This window comes from Dyadobacter frigoris, assembly GCF_005280585.1.
In the GTDB taxonomy this organism is placed as follows: domain Bacteria; phylum Bacteroidota; class Bacteroidia; order Cytophagales; family Spirosomataceae; genus Dyadobacter; species Dyadobacter frigoris.
In genome coordinates this window covers 20,148-39,476 of sequence record NZ_SZVO01000012.1, presented here as the reverse complement: position 1 = coordinate 39,476, position 19,329 = coordinate 20,148, and the positions used below count along the sequence as shown (strand labels likewise).

Here is a 19,329-nt window from a genome sequence, read left to right as displayed (position 1 = left end):
TTGAAGCTTGTTTTACCCCACATTACAGACCGCATGACAAAAGCAGAAACTATTTCCAAAATAACTGAACGGACAGGAATCGAAAAAGACGCCGTTGAGAAAGTAATTGAATCATTTTTTGTGACGATAAAAGATTCATTAAGTGAAGGAGAAAATGTCTATTTCCGTGGCTTTGGAAGTTTTACGATCAAACATAGGGCACAAAAGACCGCCAGAAATATTGCGCTTAATTCGACCATTATTGTTGATGCGCACGTCATTCCATTTTTCAAGCCATCTCCTGAATTTGTCAGTCAGATCAAAGAAGGTGTAAGCCTGGAACAATAAATCAAGTTATTTGAAGCAGACCAGATATAAATCAGGTCTGCTTCAATTTTACCAGTATCCTTCCACGAAATCAATTCCTCTCTACTCCTTATCGCTTTGTAGCTGCTCCTCTTCCAAATCCAGCCGGTGTTCTACAAAAGCAACAATATCATCGTCATATTCGGTTTTCTTTCTGAATGAATGAAGCTGAAGACGTTCTCTGTTGATCACCTTAGCCATAATCTCCCGGAAATGCTCCAGACGTTGCATGGCTTTTTGCCTTGTTCCGTCATCACTATTGGCATCCTTCAATATTTGCAGCTTGTGTTTGAGGTATTCACCCCGATATTGCAAAAGCACATTCTTGTCGATGTCTTGCTGATGGTTGAAATTAAGTTCCTCGGCAGCAACCTGGTAAAGTTCCAATTCAATTTCAAGTAACTGCTGATGATCCGATTTTAAATCTTCCAGCGGTTTCGGATCCAGTATTCTAATCATCCAGGGAAGGCTCAGCCCCTGCCCGATCAGCGTTACTAAAATGACCATAAATGTGATAAACAAGATCAGGTTACGATGAGGAAAAGCTTGTCCATCAGGCAACAATAACGGAATAGCCGAGGCCGAAGCCAAAGAAACGATGCCACGCATACCCGCCCAGCTACTCAGAACCGGAATACGCCAACCCGGCCGTTTTGCCGCAACGGTGATATAGCGGCTGATGTAGGTGGTAAATACCGAGCTGAACAGGCCAGCAAGTAAGCGGACAAGGATCACAATAAATGTAATAATCAAAGCATATCCCGTTGCCATGGCAAGACCGGACCGCCCCACTGCCTTGATAATTTCTGGTAATTGAAGCCCGATGAGAAAAAAGACTACAGCGTTGAGTATAAATACAATTGACGACCAGAGTGAAGCTGACTTCAACCTGCTTTTATGTGAAAAAACAAAATGGGTCTGATAAGCAACGAGTAAGCCACCACTTACCACAGCAAGTACACCGGAGGAGTTAACTGCTTCGGCGCTCAGATACATCAGATAAGGCAGCGCTATTGAAATGGCAATGTCAACATTGGCGTCTGTTGGCAGCCATTTGTAAATTGCGTAAGACAATCCGCCAAAAGCAAGGCCAATGGCGATACCCGAAATAACAACGAGTCCAAAACCCGTGAAAGCCTCATGCCAAATGAAGTGCTGGGTAGAGATTGCAACCAGGGCAAACCGGAATAGGGTAAGACTGGTGGCATCATTGAGCAGGCTTTCGCCTTCCAATATGGCCATAGTACTTTTTGGAAGTCTGCTGTATTTTAAAACCGCCATGACGGCAGACGCATCAGGCGGCGAAATAATTGCGCCCAATAAAAAACCCTGGCTAAGTGTAAATCCCGGAATAATCCAGACACTTACAAAAGCCACAGCGGTAGCCGTAAAAAGTACATATCCCAATGCCATGACGGAAATTATCCTTCTCCATTTCCATAGTGACTTCAACGATATTTCATGTGCTGCATCAAATAAGACAGGCGGTAAAATCACTATAAAAATCAATTCAGGTTCCAAATGAATAGCAGGAACACCGGGAATGAGACTTATACATAGTCCGGCCAATACAAGAAAAATGGGATATGCAATTTTGGCTTTCTGAGCAGCTACCGTTAGCAGTGACACACAAACAATCAGTCCGAGGCAAAGAAAAATTATGTTATGAAGATGTCCCGTCATGAAGTGCAAAATAATAAAACAAGGATAGATTTGTAACCTCTAACAACACAAAAGCAGTTTAGAATCTCACAGGATTCTGCAATTTTAAAAGGATGTCATATACTTTTAGTAAATTAGCCATGTGCTTTGGTACTTTATATTGTAATCGGTATTTTGGCCGAAATTTAACATGCTTCGGGATTAAAATGGACGTTTTAGCGAAAGAAGTTTTTAGATAAAGCGACCATAAACAAAAACAGGATTACAAAAAATGCAATCCTGTTCCTCACTACGCACACACTATAGGATCAGTTTTTCTTTTATCTCGAAAAACTTAAAACCTTATTTAACCATCATAACGTTGAGCATTTATTATGTCTTGATTTGGACAAAAAAATAACAGACCAGTCCAGCTTTTATGTTTTTAACCTTACTTAGATATCGTTAATCTGTACATTTAAAAGTTACGTATATTAAGATTATGTTTCCTATCAACAATAATGGTCATGAATAGTAGCCTTTAACCAAAATATTTTAGTTTAATAGACAGAATCTTTCTTACTGATATTGAGTCCTTTTAATTCATAATACTGATTTCTGTAATAAAAATACGTGTATTGAATTATGTAACTAAAACAATTTCGACCAGTTTTGCTATTATTCGACCAATGCGGTAAAATTTCAGACGAACAGATGAATCATGGACTATGAGTGCGATTTTACAATGTTTTATCATCGATGACGAGCCCGGTGCTCGTGAAGTTATCAGAAAATTTGTTGCCCGCGTACCTTTTTTAGAAGTAGTCGGTGAATTTGGGAATGCGGTAGACGCCCTTTTCCAGATGCAGCGCCTTAAGCCTGATCTAATATTTCTGGATGTGGAAATGCCTGAAATGAACGGTTTTGAATTTATCAGGTCCCTTAAAGGGAATATGCGCCCAAAAATATTAATGTTTTCGGCTTATTCCGATTACGCATTGGAAGGCTTTGAACACGAAGTGACTGATTATCTGCTCAAACCAGTTTCTTTTGAAAGATTTATAAGGGCTATTAACAGGGTAACCGAACTACCCTCTCTAAAAACTGAAAACACAGAAATACGCCAGCAGGACCTTACCGCGTCAATGCCTTTAAAATTGCCGTCACCTACCAAAAGAGAGCAAAATGGCAGTGATTTTCTCCTTATAAAAGAAGATAAAAAACTTGTCAGAGTGATACCGGAAGAAATATTGCTGATAGAGGCAATGAAAGATTACATTAAAATTTTTCTACCGGGTAAAACGATTATTACCCTTAATACCATGACTAAAATGGAAACCATGTTGCCGGTTAACCGTTTTATACGTGTAAACCGCTCCAATATTATCAGGATCAATGCCATTGAAGAAATAGACGGAAATCAGATTACTACCATAGATGGTAAAAAAGTAGACATTGGGGTCACTTACAGAGAAGTTGTGCTAGAGGCTTTAAAAAAAGCAGCTGAAAACAAATGAGAATTTCGATGGAAAATAAAATCAGTTTGCATACGATATTTGATAATAAAAAATCAGGGATCGTTATTTTCCATCTTCTTTTATGTGCTCTTACCTGGATTATCAGCAAATATTTTTCCATTGGCCCTTTTACACGGGATAATTTGTTCATTACAAATATCTTATGTGTAATTTTCTTTTTTCAGACCCTTTTCATTTACTACTGTTTCAGCCTTTTTATCTTTCCGAGATATCTTTATAAAAAGAAGGTTATTCCGTTTGCATTGAGTTTTCTGGTAATTTTTCTTCTTATATACTGGAGTAACTATTATTCAGTCCGGCACCTGCTACCTTACAGTAACGGCTATGCGTCGGGCGACTATCAGGATGTATGGATACAAAAGGTTTACAGTCTGTTCCTGATTCAGGCCGGATGGTTTGGCTGTTTTACAATGCCAAAAGTGGCTTCCTGGAATTTTTGGTACAGCTTTGAGGTCCCCACTATCTATCTGAGTATCAAATATTTTAGAGATATGATTGAGTTCCAGAAGAATAATATGACACTCAAAAACAACAATCTGGCTCTGGAAAGGGATAATCTGGCGCTCGAACTCAGCTTTTTAAAGTCTCAGATTAATCCCCACTTTTTGTTTAACACACTCAATAGTATTTACAACCGGACTTTGGATGTCGATGATCAGGCTTCTGATTTGGTTCTTAAGCTATCCGGTTTAATGCGTTATAGTTTGTACGGCGTCAACGAAGACAGAGTACCTTTGATAGAAGAAATAGAATACATTGAAAATTACCTGGACCTTGAAAAATACAGGCACTCTTCCGATCTGGTAAAAATTTCTATAGACACCGAGGGTATTACCGAAAATCACAAAATTGCCCCGCTCCTTTTAATTTCTCTTGTTGAAAATGCTTTTAAACATGGTGTTAATTTAAGTATAAAATCGTCGTATGTCCATATTTCGGTTGTCGTAGAAAACGACACACTTTACTTTACTGTACAGAACAGTCTGCCCGAAAACAGCAAAACGCCAATTGTTATTACTCCCTCAAAAAAATCAGGCGGCATCGGTCTTTCCAACACCCGCAAACGCCTGAGCATGCTATATCCTGACGTGCATGAACTCTCTTTTCAAAAAACTGAAAAAGAATACGAAGTGACGCTCCAGATCTTCCTTGATGCACACTAGCATTATTCACCGACCAATGAACTGATCGGTAATAGTTTGGCGCTTATCGAAAAACGCCTACCTCTACGTCTAAATAATTTAAATAGGCTGAATAGAAACGCTAGCTTCGTTTCATCATTCAGTCAAAAAGACTCTTTGAATTCAAACGTTAATTCAAACTTTAAAATCTTAAATACCATGCAATCGAAATCAACTACATCCGCATCTGCCAGCAAACGCCTTGTTCTTAAAAAAGAAAGAATCACTTCTTTAAGCTCAAAGAATAGCGCGCAACAATCAAAAGACAACACAGGTATGACCTCTTTCCTGCTTTGAATCCGGTAAATTGGGCGAATACCGTCGAATCCAGTTTTCAGATAAATCCAAAGCCAATGTACAGGTGTATTCTTATCAAAAAGTGGTGGCTTGCCGACAGCTTTCTGGAAAGTTTCATACGCCGTACGAGTTGCCTTGAACTGACCTGGTCCGGCGCATACTCGGCAGAAGCACTGAGCACACTTCAATCGGGTTCTTATGATCTCGTATTTGCAAGTTTGCCTTCTCCTGAAATGGCAGTTCCGGAAAGTATTCTGTCAGAACTCCGTAAACAGCAGGCCCTTATTATTTCAGCTTCCTATCCCGAATATCTTTTTTCAGGATACGGACTGGATCCGCTATACTTTTTGAAAGAACCTTTCCCTCCGGCGAATCTTCAAAGGGCATTGGAAAAATTCAAAGATATTGCTTATTGCAGAAAAAGTGCCTGAACGCTTTTATAATTCAGGCTATCACTGTAAGTAGAAATTGTTTTCAATTGTTATCTTGCAACCTTTATATCTTAATTTTTTTGACATATTAACCACCAGTGCCGTCTCCTCATGCTTTCTCACTTTGGCCTGTTCATGCTTCGGCGACCACTTATTGCCGTTGATCAGCTTGAGAAATTTCACCGCAAGTTTTTAGAAGACAAAAATCCTCATGTTCTAAGGGAATGGTACATTAAAAATCCCGGTGCGCAGGAAGCAATTTATCTGGCCTCTGGTGTTTTATATGAAAGGTTCATGAAGTGGCTAGAGGCTGAAAAAGTCTCAGAAACTGATAAACTTGAAATTACACTTTACAAATATTTAGTCAGGATGAGTACACGTTGTACTCCCTACGGTTTTTTTGCACTTGCTTCAACCGGTATTATCGGAGACGAAACTGATATTCAGATCAGCACGCAAGATGTATTAATCAAGCATACACGCCTGGACATGGAGTGCCTGATAGCCATAAAAGAATGGTTAATAAGACAGCAGAGTGTCCGTATGCAGCTTACGTTGTCGGTGAATAGTTCTCTTTATTCGGCTGGCGAGGATTTCCGGTACATAGAACAGGTTGTCGACAAGGACCGGAGAAATTATTTTATAAGCTCGTTGGAAAGCAACGAGTATTTGTGCCTGATTTTAGACCGCGCCCGAAATGGCGTTAAAATACCTGAACTTATCGCACTTCTGCAAATCCACACCATTGAAGCAGCGGAAGCTTACGATTTTATCGACGAATTAATTGAAAACAGAATCCTTGTATCTGAGCTGGAACCTAATGTAACAGGGGTTGGCTACCTTGATACGATGATTGAAAAAATCTCTCTTTTAGATCATACCTATTTACTTACCGGCCACCTCAGTTCCCTGCTGCAACTTCTCAGTCAGCAGGTTAACCGGGTTCAGATGTACCAAAACCTTCAGGAAAAACTAAACTTTCTTGGTATTCCAGCCATTAAAAAAGATCTTGTCCACGTTGATACCGTTGCATTGAGTGCGGTGAACCAGTTATCAGAAAAAACGATTTTCAGTATTACACAGCAGCTTTCCCGTTTATTTGTTTTAAACAGACCCAAAAGCAATGCTGATCTTGAAGAATTTAAAAGAAGGTTTCAGTATCGATATCAGCAACAGGAAGTAGCGCTTACAACGGCACTGGATCACCAAACCGGTATAGGTTATGGCCTGCAAAGTACGCTTGGAGCCAGCTACACACCCATGATCGAAGAGCTCTCTTTTCCTAAGAGCCAGAAAAAACAAACGACGCAACAACCAGAATGGTGGCAAAATCTGCTGCTAGATAAATATACTCTTTGTTTGAAGGATCAATTATCCGAAATCGAGCTGACGGATAGAGACTTAAATAACCTTGAAGATTTCAAAAAAGACAATCAGGTGAAGTCTTCTTCTTTACCTTACAGCTTTTATATATTAGGAAACCTTTTAGCACAATCCGGCCTGGCAGTTGACCAGGGAGAATTCCTGTTCAATCTTTTGACATGCAGCGGGCCTTCCGCCGTTAATATTTTAAGTCGGTTTCACGAAGCAGACCCGTCGCTTAGCAAACAACTTTTACGGTGTGCAGAGCTGGAAGAAAACAATAGCCCGGACGTAATTTTTGCAGAAATCGTACACTGTCCTGACTCCGGAGCTGGCAATATCATGACACGGCCTGTGCTGCATCGCTACGAAATTCCCTATATGGGAAAAGCCTCTGTCGACGAACAATTTCAGGTCCCTGTTCAGGATTTAATGATCTCGGTTGTCAATGATAAGATAATCCTCCGTTCAAAACGCCTGAACAAACGAATTATACCGCGGCTATCGAATGCGCATAATTTCACCAAAGGACTTCCTATCTACAAGTTTTTATGTGAATTGCAGTTGCAGGATTCCGAGTTGAATATGCAGTGGGACTGGGGACTTTTTAGCAATCAGCCGCATCTTCCTCGTGTCAAATATAAAAATATGATCCTGAGCAGAGAAAGTTGGTTGCTTCAGATACATCATTTTAAATCTTCCGAACCGGAGCATATTGCAGACAAACTTGCCGGGATGGGTTTGCCGTCTAAGTTTGTTATCACTTCGGGTGATAATGAGCTCTTAATTGATACACGCATTTCACTTTCATTGCAGATTCTGATACAGGAAATAAACAAAAACAAAGAAATCCGCGTTTTTGAAGCGTTGTTTTCATCGGACAACAGTCTTTTGCGTCAGGATGAATTCCGGTTTACAAATGAAATTGTTATTCCTCTTTACAATCCTGAAGCCGCTCCTTTACAAGGAATTTCCGGCAAAAATTCCAAAGAAATCCCCCAGCGAAGTTTTTCTGTTGGCAGCGAGTGGTTGTATTTTAAAATTTATTGTGAAGAAAAATCTTCTGATAAATTATTGCTTGTACTTCATCCTTTGATCAACCGATTGATAAAGGAAAACATGGTGTCGCAATTTTTCTTTGTCCGTTACCAGGATCCTGACTATCATCTAAGATTCCGTTTCCGGGGTAATCCGCAAGATGGTTTTTATTATCAGGTGATTGATATGATTAAAGAAACGCTGGAAGAATATGTTCAAAGCGGACTTGTTTATAAAATCCAGCTTGATACTTACGAACGGGAACTGGAAAGATATGGCTATGAACAAATAGAAATTTGTGAGAACTTATTTCATCTGGACAGTATGGATTTTCTGGATTCCATTTCTTCCTTTGAGCATATTCCTGATGAAATCGCACGGTTTGAACTTTCCATTGGGCGGATTAATATGTTACTGACAAATTCAGGTCTGAAACTGTCGGAATGCGTTCTTTTAATGGAAAATCTCAAAGAGAATTTTTTCAATGAATTTGACGGCAATAGCACGCTTCGCAAACAACTGGGTATGCATTACCGTAATTTCAAAAACATTATCGACCAGGTATTTGAACTTGGTAAAACTGATTTGAATCCTTCACTCAAAGGCAGTCTGGCCAAGCTTTCGGAAAATTTATCCGATCGTACGCAGTATTTTTCCATACTCAGCAGCCTGATCCACATGAGTGTAAACCGCACTTTTAATACCAAACAACGTGCTTACGAGCTGATATTATATCATTGTCTTGCCAAACAGTACGATTCTATGAATGCCCGTCAACTTAAAATGAAAGGTTAACGGGGAACATTTATTTCACATGCTCAATTCATTTTATTGGTTTTGAATAATTACAAAACACTATTCAAAACCTGGTCAGCGCTCAAAAGCGAAATTGTAAAAGTAGTACCGACATCATGCTCGCTTACAAGATCAATAGTTCCACCCATGGATTCAATCTGACTTTTTGTAATAAACAGTCCAATCCCCTGGGCATCTTTATTGCCATGAAAAGTATTGTAAAGTCCAAATACTTTATCTCTGTATGTTTTCAGGTCGATTCCCCTTCCATTATCCCGGATGCATATTTCAACAAAACTTCCAGCGCGCCTGGCCGATACAAAAATATGAAGGGGCCTGATGGCAGACCTGTACTTAATGGCATTTGACAAAAGATTGATCAGAATACTTTCCAGATAAGCTGCCGTGCCGGTAATTTGAAGATCACGGCTCACATCCAGAGTTACCAGGGTGTTGCTTTCCAGGATAAAAGCGCTGAGATTTCCCAGGCACTGCTCAATAAATTTCAAAATATTTAAACAGGCTGCATTTTTTTCAGTTGAAAAATTCACGGAAACGATATCTTTCAAATTCCCGATCGTTGATAGCAGATTATGAGCCGACTGTTCAAGCAACATGGTTATATTGCCGGCATTCGAACGAAGATTGTGAGAAACGATATTGGCAAAATCCAGAAGTCTTCTGTTTTGATGCTGCGCCATTTCAAGGAGTGCTTTGACATTCATCTCTGCCTCTTTAAGCCTGGAAATATCAAAAAATACGAAAAGATACCCATTGGGTCTCCCCAAATAATCTCTAACAGCGGTAACGGTCACACTTACTGAAAACTGCGACTTATCTTTTCGGATATAGGTCCACTCGCGGGTATCGAAATTTAAGCTATCTACACCGCTGACGAGCAATTCGAAGCCTTTTACATCAACATTTGAATTTATAGAAACCGCCCTTTCAAGAATCTGTTCTTTGGGATAAAAAATTTCAGTAGTACTTCTTCCGACAAGTTCCGCTTCGCTGTAACACAAAAGATTTTGTGCGCCGATATTAAATATCTTAATCGTCCCGTCAAGCTCGGTTTCTACAATACCTACCTGAGTGCTGGCATCCAAAATCGCTTTCAAACGGTCGTTGGTTTTCTGCAAACGCAGTTCGAGAAGTTTCCTTTGGGTAATATTATTGATTTGGGATATAAAATACAAAGGTTCTCCCTGGTCATTACGAACCATGGAAACTGATAATAATACCCAAACGATACTTCCGCTTTTATCGAAATATCGTTTCTCCATATTATAATTTTTAATCCTGCCATCCAGAAGTTCTTTTACCAATCCCAGGTCCTCTTCCAGATCATCTTTGTAAGTTATATCCTGGAATGTCAGTTGCAAAAGTTCCTGCTGGCTGTAACCCAACAATTCACAAAGACTTTTATTAACCCTAAGCCAGTTTCCAGAAAGACTCAGCAATGCCATACCATTGGCAGCATGCTCAAAAGTTTGCCGAAACTGCTCTTCCTGAAGAGCAAGTTCGGCAAACATTTTATTTTTTTGATCAATATCCTGAATAAGACCTGAAATTCTAATGCATTTGTTGTTTTCATAAAAGGGTACTCCGATAAGTCTTACCCATTTCAGATTTCGCTCCTGCGTCAGAATCTGAAATTCCATATCAAAACTCTTACTATCTTTTTTCGCCTTATTTATTGCATGTACAATCTGCAAAGCATTTCCTGCACTGGAATAAAACCTTTTCAGATCGCGGAATTCAGGATCGTAGTGTGCAGGAGTTTCATGGATACTGATTGTAACGGCACTCCAGGTAATTTTCGTTAACCGCAAATCAAGTTCCCATGAACCTATCAACGCTGCTTGTTTAGTGATTTGTAAAAGTTCTTTATGCTGTTCAAGCAAAAGTTCACTTGTTTTTCGGCCCGAAATATCCTGATGCGAACCCATAATCCACTCCGGTTTACCCTCATCGTCCCGACTAACTATTTTCCCTTTGTCCAGAACCCAAACCCAGTGACCCGACTTATGCCGAAGTCTGACTTCGGTTTGATAACTGCTTGTTTTTCCGTTCAAATGATCATCCAAAGCAGTGGCAGAAGAAATCAGATCGTCAGGATAAATCAATTTTTGCCATCTGTCTTTTACAACGGGCATCAATTCCTCCAGCCTGTATCCAAGTATTGCGGCCCAATGCTCATTATAGACCACTTCATTAGTTTGAATATTCCACTCCCACGTACCAAGCTCAGATGCCCTGATAATATTTTCTAATCGGTTAATTCGTTCCTGTAAATCATTTGTCATATTTCTCTTCTAACGTTGTGCAGGGGTTATGCTTCAAATATAAAAATTTCTGATCCTCTTAGTATGCTGATTTGCTAAATTAAAATCCCATACCTATTTAATATGATGTACACGTTTTAAATTAAATTCTGTGATAAATGTACACTTTATAATTTTCATCAGACCTTCACAATTTAATGAGTGTATGTCACAAAACCTTTCAATAAATGAACCGCCGGGTGGAATGTTCTACATTTTTTCATTTTTAAATAAAAATTCTGACAAGTGATTTTGTACCCTGCGGCGACTTTGATTAATCGAAAAATAAGTCCCAGGAATCTATATCAATCTACAATGGAGCTTCAACGCGACAATGCTATTGATAAGTTAAATTACAGTCCGTGGACAGTACCAACGTATCTTTTCGTAAGCAAACAGGCGCATTTTTAGTTTTTAGTTCAATTTTCCAAGAATGATTGTTAACCTATTTCTTTTTTTATAGATTTAGAAATAGCAGCACCGAAACCCCTTGGGTTAAGTCATTCGTACTTAAATTGATACATACAGGAAACTACCCTTTGCAGGTTACATATCCGGGCTTAGCGGAGGCATTTTAATAGACAGTTTACTAAACTCAACCACCAATTATGAAAATCGATTTACGCTTTTTGCTGCTTATCCCCTTTCTCGCCTTTTCAGCTGCCAGCGCCCAGGTCAAACAACCAGACTGGAAGGCGATAGAACAGGAAACAATGCTGCATTTTCAGACGCTGCTCCGAATAAATACGAGCGATCCGGGTGGAACAGAAGCACCCGCTGTGGCCTATATGAAATCCGTACTTGAAAAAGAAGGTATTAAAGTTCAAACTTTCGCATTGGATCCTAATCGCCCGAATTTGGTGGCACGTATAAGCGGGAGCGGCAAAAAACACCCGATTCTGATTATGGCACATACGGACGTGGTTAGTATTGATTCAACCAAATGGACATATCCGGCCTTTTCTGCAACCCGAAAAGACGGCTATGTGTACGGACGCGGTGCTGTGGACGACAAGGATAATGTTGCAACAGGCCTGATGATTATGTTGACTTTGAAGCGGTTAAACATTCCTCTGGATCGTGATGTAATCTTTTTGGCAGAGTCGGGAGAAGAAGGAAATGTAAAGTTTGGTATCGATTATATGGTTAAAGAACACTGGCCTGAAATCGAAGCGGAATACTGTTTTGCCGAAGGCGGCGGCGTGACGCGTACCGGTGGAAAAATACAATATGCTGCCGTTGCGACAACCGAAAAAGTTCCGCGCGGTGTAAAACTCGTAGCCAAAGGAATTTCCGGACATGGCTCGGTTCCTTTAAGAAGTAATGCCATTGTCCATTTATCCCAGGCCGTGGTTAACGTAGCGGCCTGGCAAACGCCGATGCGCCTGAATGAGACGACGCAGGCCTTTTTCCAAAGATTGGCAGAAATAAGTACCCCGGAACAGGCAGCGCGTTACCAATCCATATTAAGCGGAAAAAATACCGAAGCTGCTCAGGAATATCTGGCAGTGAACGAGCCGAGATATTATTCAACGCTCCGGACGTCGATATCGCCCAATATTTTCAAAGGCGGATACCGTAGCAATGTTATTCCCTCCGAAGCAGAAGCTTCACTTGATATCCGTGCCTTGCCAGATGAAGATATGCCCAAATTACTAGATGCCATGCGCAAGATTATAAATGACCCGCAGGTTGAAATAATAAGCAGCAGCGCCGCATCGCGCCCTGGATCAAAACCAAGTAGCCTGACCACCGAGGCATTTAAAATCATTGAAGCAGCAGTGAAAACAACTTATAATACAATCACCCTTCCGACCATGCTGACGGGAGCAACGGACATGTCGTTTCTTCGCGCAAAAGGAATTGCCTGCTATGGAATCGGGCCAATGATGGATAGTGAAGACGGGCCGAAAGGGTTTGGCGCGCACAGTGATCAGGAAAGAATTCTTGAAGAATCACTGCATAAGTTTTTAAGATTTCAATGGGAGGTTGTCTCCAACCTGGCGGCAACAGCTAAGAAATAAATATTTGTAAGAATCAATTTTCTACCTTCATCTGCAATACCTTCAACGGTTTTAGCGGTGAAGGTATTTTTTTGTATTTCTTGTTATAAATGACCCCTATTTGTCTAGTTCTTTCAAAATAGTTGCACTATTTTTTATTTCAATTTTACCTTTTGTCGGTGTCAAATTACTCCACACCCAGTTGTAATGCCGGATTATTTTTTCAGCACTTAAATGCGGCTTGTCCGCTGTTGTATGTGCATCGCCTGCTACCACAATATCAAAATTCTTTGTCAACGCAGATTGTATGCTTGAATCTACACAAAACTCTGTGGCAGAGCCGGTAATGATCAATTTATTTATATTCATGGCTTTTAATCCGGATTCAAGATCAGTATTATAAAAGACATCATTAGCTGTTTTTTCAATCATAATATCCGTTTCCCTTACTACCAGATCCGGCAACAATTCCCAGCCATGGGTCAATGGAATGTATTCATTCTGAGCACTTCCGTTATGCCGGACATAAATAATGGACAGACCTTTTTTGCGCGATAAATCCGTGAGCGCGTTAATCCTTTCCAGTACTCCCGCCGCATCATAACAGGGATATTCCGGACTAAACGAAGCATTTTGCATATCAATAACCAAGAGACAACTTTCAGTCAAACTGGTATTGGAAGTTGAATTCATAGTATAACTTATTTTCAGGATTCACCTAGCCAGCAGATTCTACAATATCCTTTAACATTTTCAAAACCGGATTTTCTTCCCCCTGAGGTTCCTCCTGCACTGCGTCAGGTCTGTTATCTTCCTGCAAAATTTCAAGTTTCACTTTTCCGTTTTCATCCGTCAAAATGTAGTTCATGATAAAATAGTTTTCCGGCCTGTCTTCAAGATCCGGGCGCGGCGCAAACAGGCTGTATTTTATCAATTCATTACGGCGGATTTCCAGTATTTCCCCCCACTGCTCAAACAGTTTTCCGTCCCATTCGACACTGAATCTTATACTACTGCCAACATCCCAACTTGTAATCAATTCGCTTCCATATTGCCACAACTTAACAAGTTCAGGTTTTGTCAGCGCATCCCAAACGCGTTGAACAGGTGCATTTAAGATCAGGATTGAAAGATTTCTGGCCATATTCTTTTTGATTTACAGATTGAGCTCGTCCTTCTGATTTTTCTTTATGTGAATTTGCTATAATTCGGTCCGGGGCATCTTTACTATTCGACAAACATACTTCGGTCTAAATCTACACGAAAAATTAAAAGAAACACAGGTTAACTGAGGTCAGTGGTATTAAATTTTTTCAATTTCAAACAGTGTCTCTTTCACATTTCGTATGAAAATTAAGTCGATCAAATTTTTTCGATAGTTGATAGAAATAATTCGTTACTTTTTTCACCAAACATAGTCTTATGCAGGTATAAATTCTGATCGCAATTTGAAATATTAAATAACTTGCTAATATACAGAACGTTAATAATTTTATCTAATTCTATTTTTAACACATCAGTCATAAATATCTATTTTGATAAAAACAATAAATCAGCCTTCCTTAAAATGGAAAGGCTGATTTCCAAGGTTATAGCCTTTGTTAATTAATACAATTTACATCAACTGAATGAATTTTAAACAGCGCTGATATTTCCAGGTTCTGTTCAATTCAAAAAATAAAAACTTCAAGCCTAGCCTGTTACATTTTTGAAAGTATGTCTAAAAAACCGTTCAATGAAAAATCTGACGATCAAAATTATACCGATGAAGATCTGGTAAAACTATATGTTCAAACCCAGCGTAATAGTTATTTTGAAAAATTATACGAAAGATATGCTACCCGTGTTTACCAAAAATGTTTGTTTTTTGTCAAAGATTCAGCGAAAGCGGAAGATTTAACACATGATATTTTTTTTAAATTAATACTTCGGCTCAGTACTTTCAGGGAGGATGCTAAATTTTCAACCTGGCTGTATTCCATTACCTACAACCATTGCATGGATCAGCTTCGGTCTTATAAAAGAAGTGGTGAAATTTCTTACGATGAATCGGTTGAAGTCGCTGATGACACCGATTTAAATACTCTGTTTGATCATGATGATGTTGAAACCCGAAAATTCCAGCACGCCATGGATCAGCTTAACGTAGACGAAAAAGGGCTTTTGCTCATGAAATATGCCGACGAACTTAGCATCCGCGACATTGCAGAAATTCTTAAAGTAACAGAAAGCTCTGTAAAAATGCGCTTGTTAAGAACAAAGGAAAAATTCCGGAACAAGTATGTGGAAACCGTTTTCTTCCTGGGTATTTTCCTGATCAAAATATTGGAGTTGATAAATTATTTTTTTGTAAAATGACAAACCGCATAAAGAGGCAGCTGTCATGGAGCTATATCTAACCTGCTGTTAGCCGTGTATATTTTTTCTATTTGACGATAGAAAAAATGTGTGACTTTTTTTTCAATAATGCGTCTAATGCAAAACTCGATTAAAATAATCCCATTAGCCATTTCAAACTAAAAAATATTTACACTTCATCAACAAACTATAAATCCTGTTTTACCAGCCGTTTGTAACATACACTATCTGACTCAACAAAGAGAATCAGACAAACAACTAAAAACAAAGGCTTTATACATACACTTTAAGTTGTTACAACTGATAACACAGCAGTATATAATACTTTCAATCTCCCGGCCATTACCGGGAGATTTGATTTTTAAAAACAGGATTACCCAAAAAAATACTTTGTACGCATAGACAAAAGAACCTCCTGGATCGCCGGAACACTTGGACTTAAAATGTCGGCGGTAAGGACTTTTAAAAGCATTATCTTCAAAAAGCTGAAAGTGAATAATATTGTGGAATTAGAAGCATGTTTGAATTGAATTATTATAAAACAGCTTTTCAATATTTATCCGCCATTGTATCCTTGTTTTATACCATGGGCTACCAACCCATAAAAACCATCCCGGCACCACATATAAAAATAGTCAGCCCACTAAGAGGATGCATGTATTTTTCCATTTTATTAACTCTGAAAATGGAAAGTCCGTAAAACCCCAGAACAACCATCAGCACCATCGTCGCGAGTGTTACAACCGTATAAATTCCAATCATCAGAAGCATTCCAGTCAATGAATTTTGAGCTGCGGGGAAATAAAGTAAGGGAATCATAGGTTCGCATGGGCCCAAAAGAAAGATAATAAACATAACCCAAGGCGTTACTTTATGCTTTTCGCCTGTCCTGACAGCCTGCCCGTGGCTGTGTTCATATACGTAAATTTCTCCTTCCTCTTCTATTTCAAAATGTTTGTGAGTCTTGTTACGGTATACATTCAGCAGCCCCCAAACACCATAAACAACCCCAAAACCCAGCAGCATCCAACCCGCAAGTCCGCCTCTGATTTCTTCAAGCCAACTGACTTTGCTGAGCGACCAGCCTATTGCAGCGCCGCCAAGTCCGAGTAAAATGGAGCTCCAAACATGAGCACATCCGCAGATAATTGTCCACCAGATCGTTTTGACAAACGACCAGCCTCTGGCTTTTGACAAAGCAATAAATGGGATGTAATGATCAGGGCCTGTTAAGGTATGTAGGCATGCGATCGTTACGGCCGCTGCGAGCAAAACCTGCAATTCAGTCTGCATAGATTATTTTTCTTTTGTAAATAGTGTTGTTAAAGTTTTCAGACAATGGATCAGCTGTTCAGATTTATTACCAAGTATTCGTATAAGAAGTCCGGATGTTGGAGCAGGTGTAATGCCAAAAATGATATCGGTTTGCATCTCCAAAAATAAGGTCGCCTCTCGAATTAATTTGTTTAAATCCTTCACGTCTTCCAGAAAAATAAGGCTGGCCTGGTGTGTAAAACCTTCGAGCTGTCCTATGGTATTAAAGTTCATCAGGCCAGGAATCAGGCAAATATTTTCTTTGATGATCAACCTGTCCAGCATAAAAACTTCTGTGACTGCGTGATATTTTGAAAACTCGAAAACCTCTCCGTTTAACTTTCTTCCGCAGGTAATAATATCGCCCCAAATTAAACGGCCGCCCTTTGACAAATAAATTTTATTTCTGGTTGTAAAAACAGAATTCGCCTGCGGTACGGCCGGATGCGGCAAATAAATGAACGACGCTCCCTGGGCAAGATCAACCCTCATTGTTTGCACCGCTCCTGTTGTCATACTAAAAAGTCGTTGATACGACTGTGTATGCAGCTGCAAATGACAATTTTCTTCCAGGTTAATTTCAATTTCAAACTGATCGTTATCAAGGATACCAGGCGACGAACTCATCTGCATCAGATGCAGCACTTTCTGATTACGATTTTCGGTGATATCAGCCAACTTGAAAGGAGGTGAAAAATAACTTTTTTTCAAATAAGTTATCTCCCCGCGCAGAGCTGTATAAATTTGCAAGGCAGCGATCATCTCAGCAAGGCAGGCTCCTGAATCTGCTCCATTAATGCGTACTTTTTGATCCAGTCAATAACAACATCAAGCCCCTGAAGACTCATCAGATTGGTGAAAACAAAAGGCTGGCCATTTCTCATTTTCCTTGAATCCCGCTCCATTACGTCCAAATTTGCATGTACATAGGGCGCAAGATCTATCTTGTTGATTACCAGCAAATCACTTCTGGTAATGCCGGGACCGCCTTTTCTTGGAATTTTATCTCCCTCGGCCACATCAATTACAAAAATGCTGACATCAGCCAGATCGGGGCTAAAAGTGGCGGACAAATTATCTCCGCCGCTTTCAATAAAGATAATCTCGATATCGGGAAACCTCCCAGCCATTTCCTCAACAGCTTCCAGATTCATACTTGCATCTTCGCGGATAGCAGTATGTGGGCAGCCGCCAGTCTCCACGCCAATAATCCTGTCCTCGGGCAGAAGACTATTCTGAGTTAAAAATGCCGCGTCTTCTTTGGTATAAATATCATTGGTTATCACACCGACACTGTAATCGGCGGCCATTTGCCGTGTAAGTCTTTCGATTAAGGCAGTTTTCCCAGATCCCACAGGACCCGCAACACCGATTTTTATATAATTTCTTTCCATCGTTTTTAATATTAATCCGGCTTTCAAATCCGGCTGAGTAAAGAATTAAGCCGCGTTATTCTACACCGAAAAATAAGCAGCTTATGACATATATAACCTCGAATACAGACTTTCGTGCTGAATACACCTGATGTCAAATCCCGGACAGCAAAGGCCTAAAAGATCTCTGTCGGGCTGCATCGATTCTTCTACCAACTGATCTATTACAGGCAAAAAGGAGAATAGTAATTGCTGTCCGTCCTGCTGTCCCAAAGGAATAAGTTTTACGCTGTTTGTAATAAACCCTACGGTAGTATTATAGTAAAAACCTGTCAGCATTTGTTTTTTGTCAATATGTAAAGCCTTGGCATACAACCCGAAAAAGATACAATAATGGCCTGATGCTGTTTTGGATTTAACGGCTTCCACATACTTTTCAGCTATTTCACTGCCGCATAAGGGCTGAAAAATTTTCGTCAGACGGTTGCCAAGTTTCTGGCTTGCTTCGCGCATTTCTCTTGGTAATTTCAATGCGCTGCATTCATGATCTAATGATAAAAGCAATTCAAAATCATTTTCACCGGCCGCGTCATATGCCAACGAAGTAAATGCGGCATCGGAATATTTAAAGTTTTTGGTAAGCATTTGCATGATAAACTCCTCAGCCGTTTTTCTGCATTTTACTAAACCAGCCTGTACATACGTTTCCAGCCCGGAAGAATGCGCATATCCTCCAATCGGAAGCGTCGGATCACTAAGCTGTAATAAACTCAGAAGCTGGATATTCATATATTCCAATCCATTTGAATGAAATTATTTCCTCTTTCAGGAAATGGTCAGCTGCATAATTTTGGAAAACAAACTTGTTCCGCCCTGTTCTCCATGTGGCGATACCGTTGTTTTCAAAGGCTGCAAAAGTTTCCGGTCTTCCCGTAAAACCTTATAACCTTGTGCGGTCAGCAGTCTGAATAAAGGTGCTTCATAAGGTACCAGCAAACTGTCATCTTCAAAAAATAATGGCAGGTGTTTATTCCCGATTTCATAACACAGCGAAGCGGTTTCAAAGATCGTTTCCGGTTTTACAATGATACAATCACAAGGCAAAATCTCAGCAGCGATGATAATAAATTCATCCTGATACAAAACATCGCCTTGGGTTATTTCTGGCGACTCGCTTAGAAATTTCATCGTGATCTCTTTTCCAGAGCGCGTTTTTTTATGCTGAATTCTTTTCCGGGTCTCATACCAATACATTTCCAGCCAGTCAATATTTCTGCCCCTGATTTCATAGTTATTAATTTTTCCCAGCTTTTCTTTTATGATCATCAT

The 19,329-nt window shown here is 39.8% G+C and carries 17 protein-coding genes; 8 read left to right on the top strand and 9 right to left on the bottom strand.

The features are described from left to right. The first annotated feature begins 33 nt into the window (after window positions 1–33). A complete protein-coding gene (locus tag FDK13_RS23445) occupies window positions 34–327 on the top strand; it encodes an HU family DNA-binding protein (RefSeq protein ID WP_137342448.1) in 294 nt (97 codons plus the stop codon). A gap of 81 nt (window positions 328–408) precedes the next feature. Here FDK13_RS23445 and FDK13_RS23440 read toward each other — a convergent pair whose 3' ends face one another. Continuing rightward, window positions 409–1,974 carry a Na+/H+ antiporter gene (locus tag FDK13_RS23440; RefSeq protein WP_170982894.1) on the bottom strand — a complete coding sequence of 522 codons (1,566 nt, stop codon included), beginning with the start codon at window positions 1,972–1,974 and terminating at the stop codon, window positions 409–411. A gap of 740 nt (window positions 1,975–2,714) precedes the next feature. Between FDK13_RS23440 and FDK13_RS23435 the strand changes: the two genes are divergently transcribed. From FDK13_RS23435 to FDK13_RS23420, 4 genes are all read left to right on the top strand, one after another. Further along, the gene (locus tag FDK13_RS23435; RefSeq protein ID WP_137342446.1) at window positions 2,715–3,503 is read left to right on the top strand and encodes a LytR/AlgR family response regulator transcription factor; all 789 of its coding nucleotides are present in this window, start codon (window positions 2,715–2,717) and stop codon (window positions 3,501–3,503) included. An 8-nt stretch (window positions 3,504–3,511) separates the two neighbouring features. Then, complete coding sequence (locus FDK13_RS23430) at window positions 3,512–4,687, top strand: sensor histidine kinase (RefSeq protein WP_170982893.1); 1,176 nt, start codon at window positions 3,512–3,514, stop codon at window positions 4,685–4,687. A 371-nt stretch (window positions 4,688–5,058) separates the two neighbouring features. Further along, the gene (locus tag FDK13_RS23425) at window positions 5,059–5,433 is read left to right on the top strand and encodes a response regulator (protein WP_137342444.1); all 375 of its coding nucleotides are present in this window, start codon (window positions 5,059–5,061) and stop codon (window positions 5,431–5,433) included. A gap of 111 nt (window positions 5,434–5,544) precedes the next feature. Then, window positions 5,545–8,628, top strand: coding sequence for a lantibiotic dehydratase (locus tag FDK13_RS23420; RefSeq protein ID WP_137342443.1), 3,084 nt, complete (start codon window positions 5,545–5,547; stop codon window positions 8,626–8,628). A 50-nt stretch (window positions 8,629–8,678) separates the two neighbouring features. Here FDK13_RS23420 and FDK13_RS23415 read toward each other — a convergent pair whose 3' ends face one another. Further along, window positions 8,679–10,934, bottom strand: a complete 2,256-nt coding sequence (locus tag FDK13_RS23415; protein ID WP_137342442.1) for a sensor histidine kinase — start codon at window positions 10,932–10,934, stop codon at window positions 8,679–8,681. Window positions 10,935–11,560: 626 nt separating this feature from the next. On the opposite strand from FDK13_RS23415, the gene FDK13_RS23410 reads away from it, so the two are divergent. Then, entirely contained in the window at window positions 11,561–12,976 is a 1,416-nt protein-coding gene (locus FDK13_RS23410) for a M20/M25/M40 family metallo-hydrolase (protein WP_137342441.1), read from the top strand. Window positions 12,977–13,072: 96 nt separating this feature from the next. Here the strand turns inward: FDK13_RS23410 and FDK13_RS23405 are convergent, their stop codons facing one another. Further along, window positions 13,073–13,648 carry a cysteine hydrolase family protein gene (locus tag FDK13_RS23405; protein WP_137342440.1) on the bottom strand — a complete coding sequence of 192 codons (576 nt, stop codon included), beginning with the start codon at window positions 13,646–13,648 and terminating at the stop codon, window positions 13,073–13,075. Window positions 13,649–13,673: 25 nt separating this feature from the next. Beyond that, a complete protein-coding gene (locus tag FDK13_RS23400) occupies window positions 13,674–14,099 on the bottom strand; it encodes an SRPBCC family protein (protein ID WP_137342439.1) in 426 nt (141 codons plus the stop codon). Window positions 14,100–14,671: 572 nt separating this feature from the next. Here FDK13_RS23400 and FDK13_RS23395 point away from each other — a divergent pair. Both FDK13_RS23395 and FDK13_RS36690 read left to right on the top strand, forming a co-directional pair. Beyond that, window positions 14,672–15,313, top strand: coding sequence for an RNA polymerase sigma factor (locus FDK13_RS23395; RefSeq protein WP_137342438.1), 642 nt, complete (start codon window positions 14,672–14,674; stop codon window positions 15,311–15,313). Between the two features lie 398 nt (window positions 15,314–15,711). Beyond that, window positions 15,712–15,843, top strand: coding sequence for a LuxR C-terminal-related transcriptional regulator (locus FDK13_RS36690; protein ID WP_137342658.1), 132 nt, complete (start codon window positions 15,712–15,714; stop codon window positions 15,841–15,843). 61 nt (window positions 15,844–15,904) lie between these two features. On the opposite strand, the gene FDK13_RS23385 is transcribed toward FDK13_RS36690, so the two are convergent. The 5 genes from FDK13_RS23385 to FDK13_RS23365 form a co-directional block, all read right to left on the bottom strand. Further along, on the bottom strand, window positions 15,905–16,606 hold the full coding sequence (locus tag FDK13_RS23385) for a hypothetical protein (RefSeq protein WP_137342437.1): 702 nt from the start codon (window positions 16,604–16,606) through the stop codon (window positions 15,905–15,907). A gap of 3 nt (window positions 16,607–16,609) precedes the next feature. Beyond that, a complete protein-coding gene (locus FDK13_RS23380) occupies window positions 16,610–17,389 on the bottom strand; it encodes an urease accessory protein UreD (protein WP_137342436.1) in 780 nt (259 codons plus the stop codon). Next, a complete protein-coding gene (gene ureG / locus FDK13_RS23375; protein WP_137342435.1) occupies window positions 17,386–18,021 on the bottom strand; it encodes an urease accessory protein UreG in 636 nt (211 codons plus the stop codon). Before ureG ends, FDK13_RS23380 begins: the two co-directional genes overlap by 4 nt. Window positions 18,022–18,102: 81 nt before the next feature. Next, entirely contained in the window at window positions 18,103–18,789 is a 687-nt protein-coding gene (locus FDK13_RS23370) for an urease accessory protein UreF (RefSeq protein WP_137342434.1), read from the bottom strand. 36 nt (window positions 18,790–18,825) lie between these two features. Beyond that, the gene (locus FDK13_RS23365) at window positions 18,826–19,329 is read right to left on the bottom strand and encodes an urease accessory protein UreE (RefSeq protein ID WP_229216183.1); all 504 of its coding nucleotides are present in this window, start codon (window positions 19,327–19,329) and stop codon (window positions 18,826–18,828) included.

Excerpts from the sequence above, each read along its gene's own strand:
- FDK13_RS23445 (WP_137342448.1), top strand. The coding sequence starts at position 34 with ATGACAAAAGCAGAAACTATTTCCAAAATAACTGAACGGACAGGAATC.
- FDK13_RS23435 (WP_137342446.1), top strand. The coding sequence starts at position 2,715 with ATGAGTGCGATTTTACAATGTTTTATCATCGATGACGAGCCCGGTGCT.
- FDK13_RS23430 (WP_170982893.1), top strand. The coding sequence starts at position 3,512 with ATGGAAAATAAAATCAGTTTGCATACGATATTTGATAATAAAAAATCA.
- FDK13_RS23425 (WP_137342444.1), top strand. The coding sequence starts at position 5,059 with ATGTACAGGTGTATTCTTATCAAAAAGTGGTGGCTTGCCGACAGCTTT.
- FDK13_RS23420 (WP_137342443.1), top strand. The coding sequence starts at position 5,545 with ATGCTTTCTCACTTTGGCCTGTTCATGCTTCGGCGACCACTTATTGCC.
- FDK13_RS23415 (WP_137342442.1), bottom strand. The coding sequence starts at position 10,934 with ATGACAAATGATTTACAGGAACGAATTAACCGATTAGAAAATATTATC.
- FDK13_RS23410 (WP_137342441.1), top strand. The coding sequence starts at position 11,561 with ATGAAAATCGATTTACGCTTTTTGCTGCTTATCCCCTTTCTCGCCTTT.
- FDK13_RS23405 (WP_137342440.1), bottom strand. The coding sequence starts at position 13,648 with ATGAATTCAACTTCCAATACCAGTTTGACTGAAAGTTGTCTCTTGGTT.
- FDK13_RS23400 (WP_137342439.1), bottom strand. The coding sequence starts at position 14,099 with ATGGCCAGAAATCTTTCAATCCTGATCTTAAATGCACCTGTTCAACGC.
- FDK13_RS23395 (WP_137342438.1), top strand. The coding sequence starts at position 14,672 with ATGTCTAAAAAACCGTTCAATGAAAAATCTGACGATCAAAATTATACC.
- FDK13_RS23385 (WP_137342437.1), bottom strand. The coding sequence starts at position 16,606 with ATGCAGACTGAATTGCAGGTTTTGCTCGCAGCGGCCGTAACGATCGCA.
- FDK13_RS23380 (WP_137342436.1), bottom strand. The coding sequence starts at position 17,389 with ATGATCGCTGCCTTGCAAATTTATACAGCTCTGCGCGGGGAGATAACT.
- ureG (WP_137342435.1), bottom strand. The coding sequence starts at position 18,021 with ATGGAAAGAAATTATATAAAAATCGGTGTTGCGGGTCCTGTGGGATCT.
- FDK13_RS23370 (WP_137342434.1), bottom strand. The coding sequence starts at position 18,789 with ATGAATATCCAGCTTCTGAGTTTATTACAGCTTAGTGATCCGACGCTT.
- FDK13_RS23365 (WP_229216183.1), bottom strand. The coding sequence starts at position 19,329 with ATGATGATCATAAAAGAAAAGCTGGGAAAAATTAATAACTATGAAATC.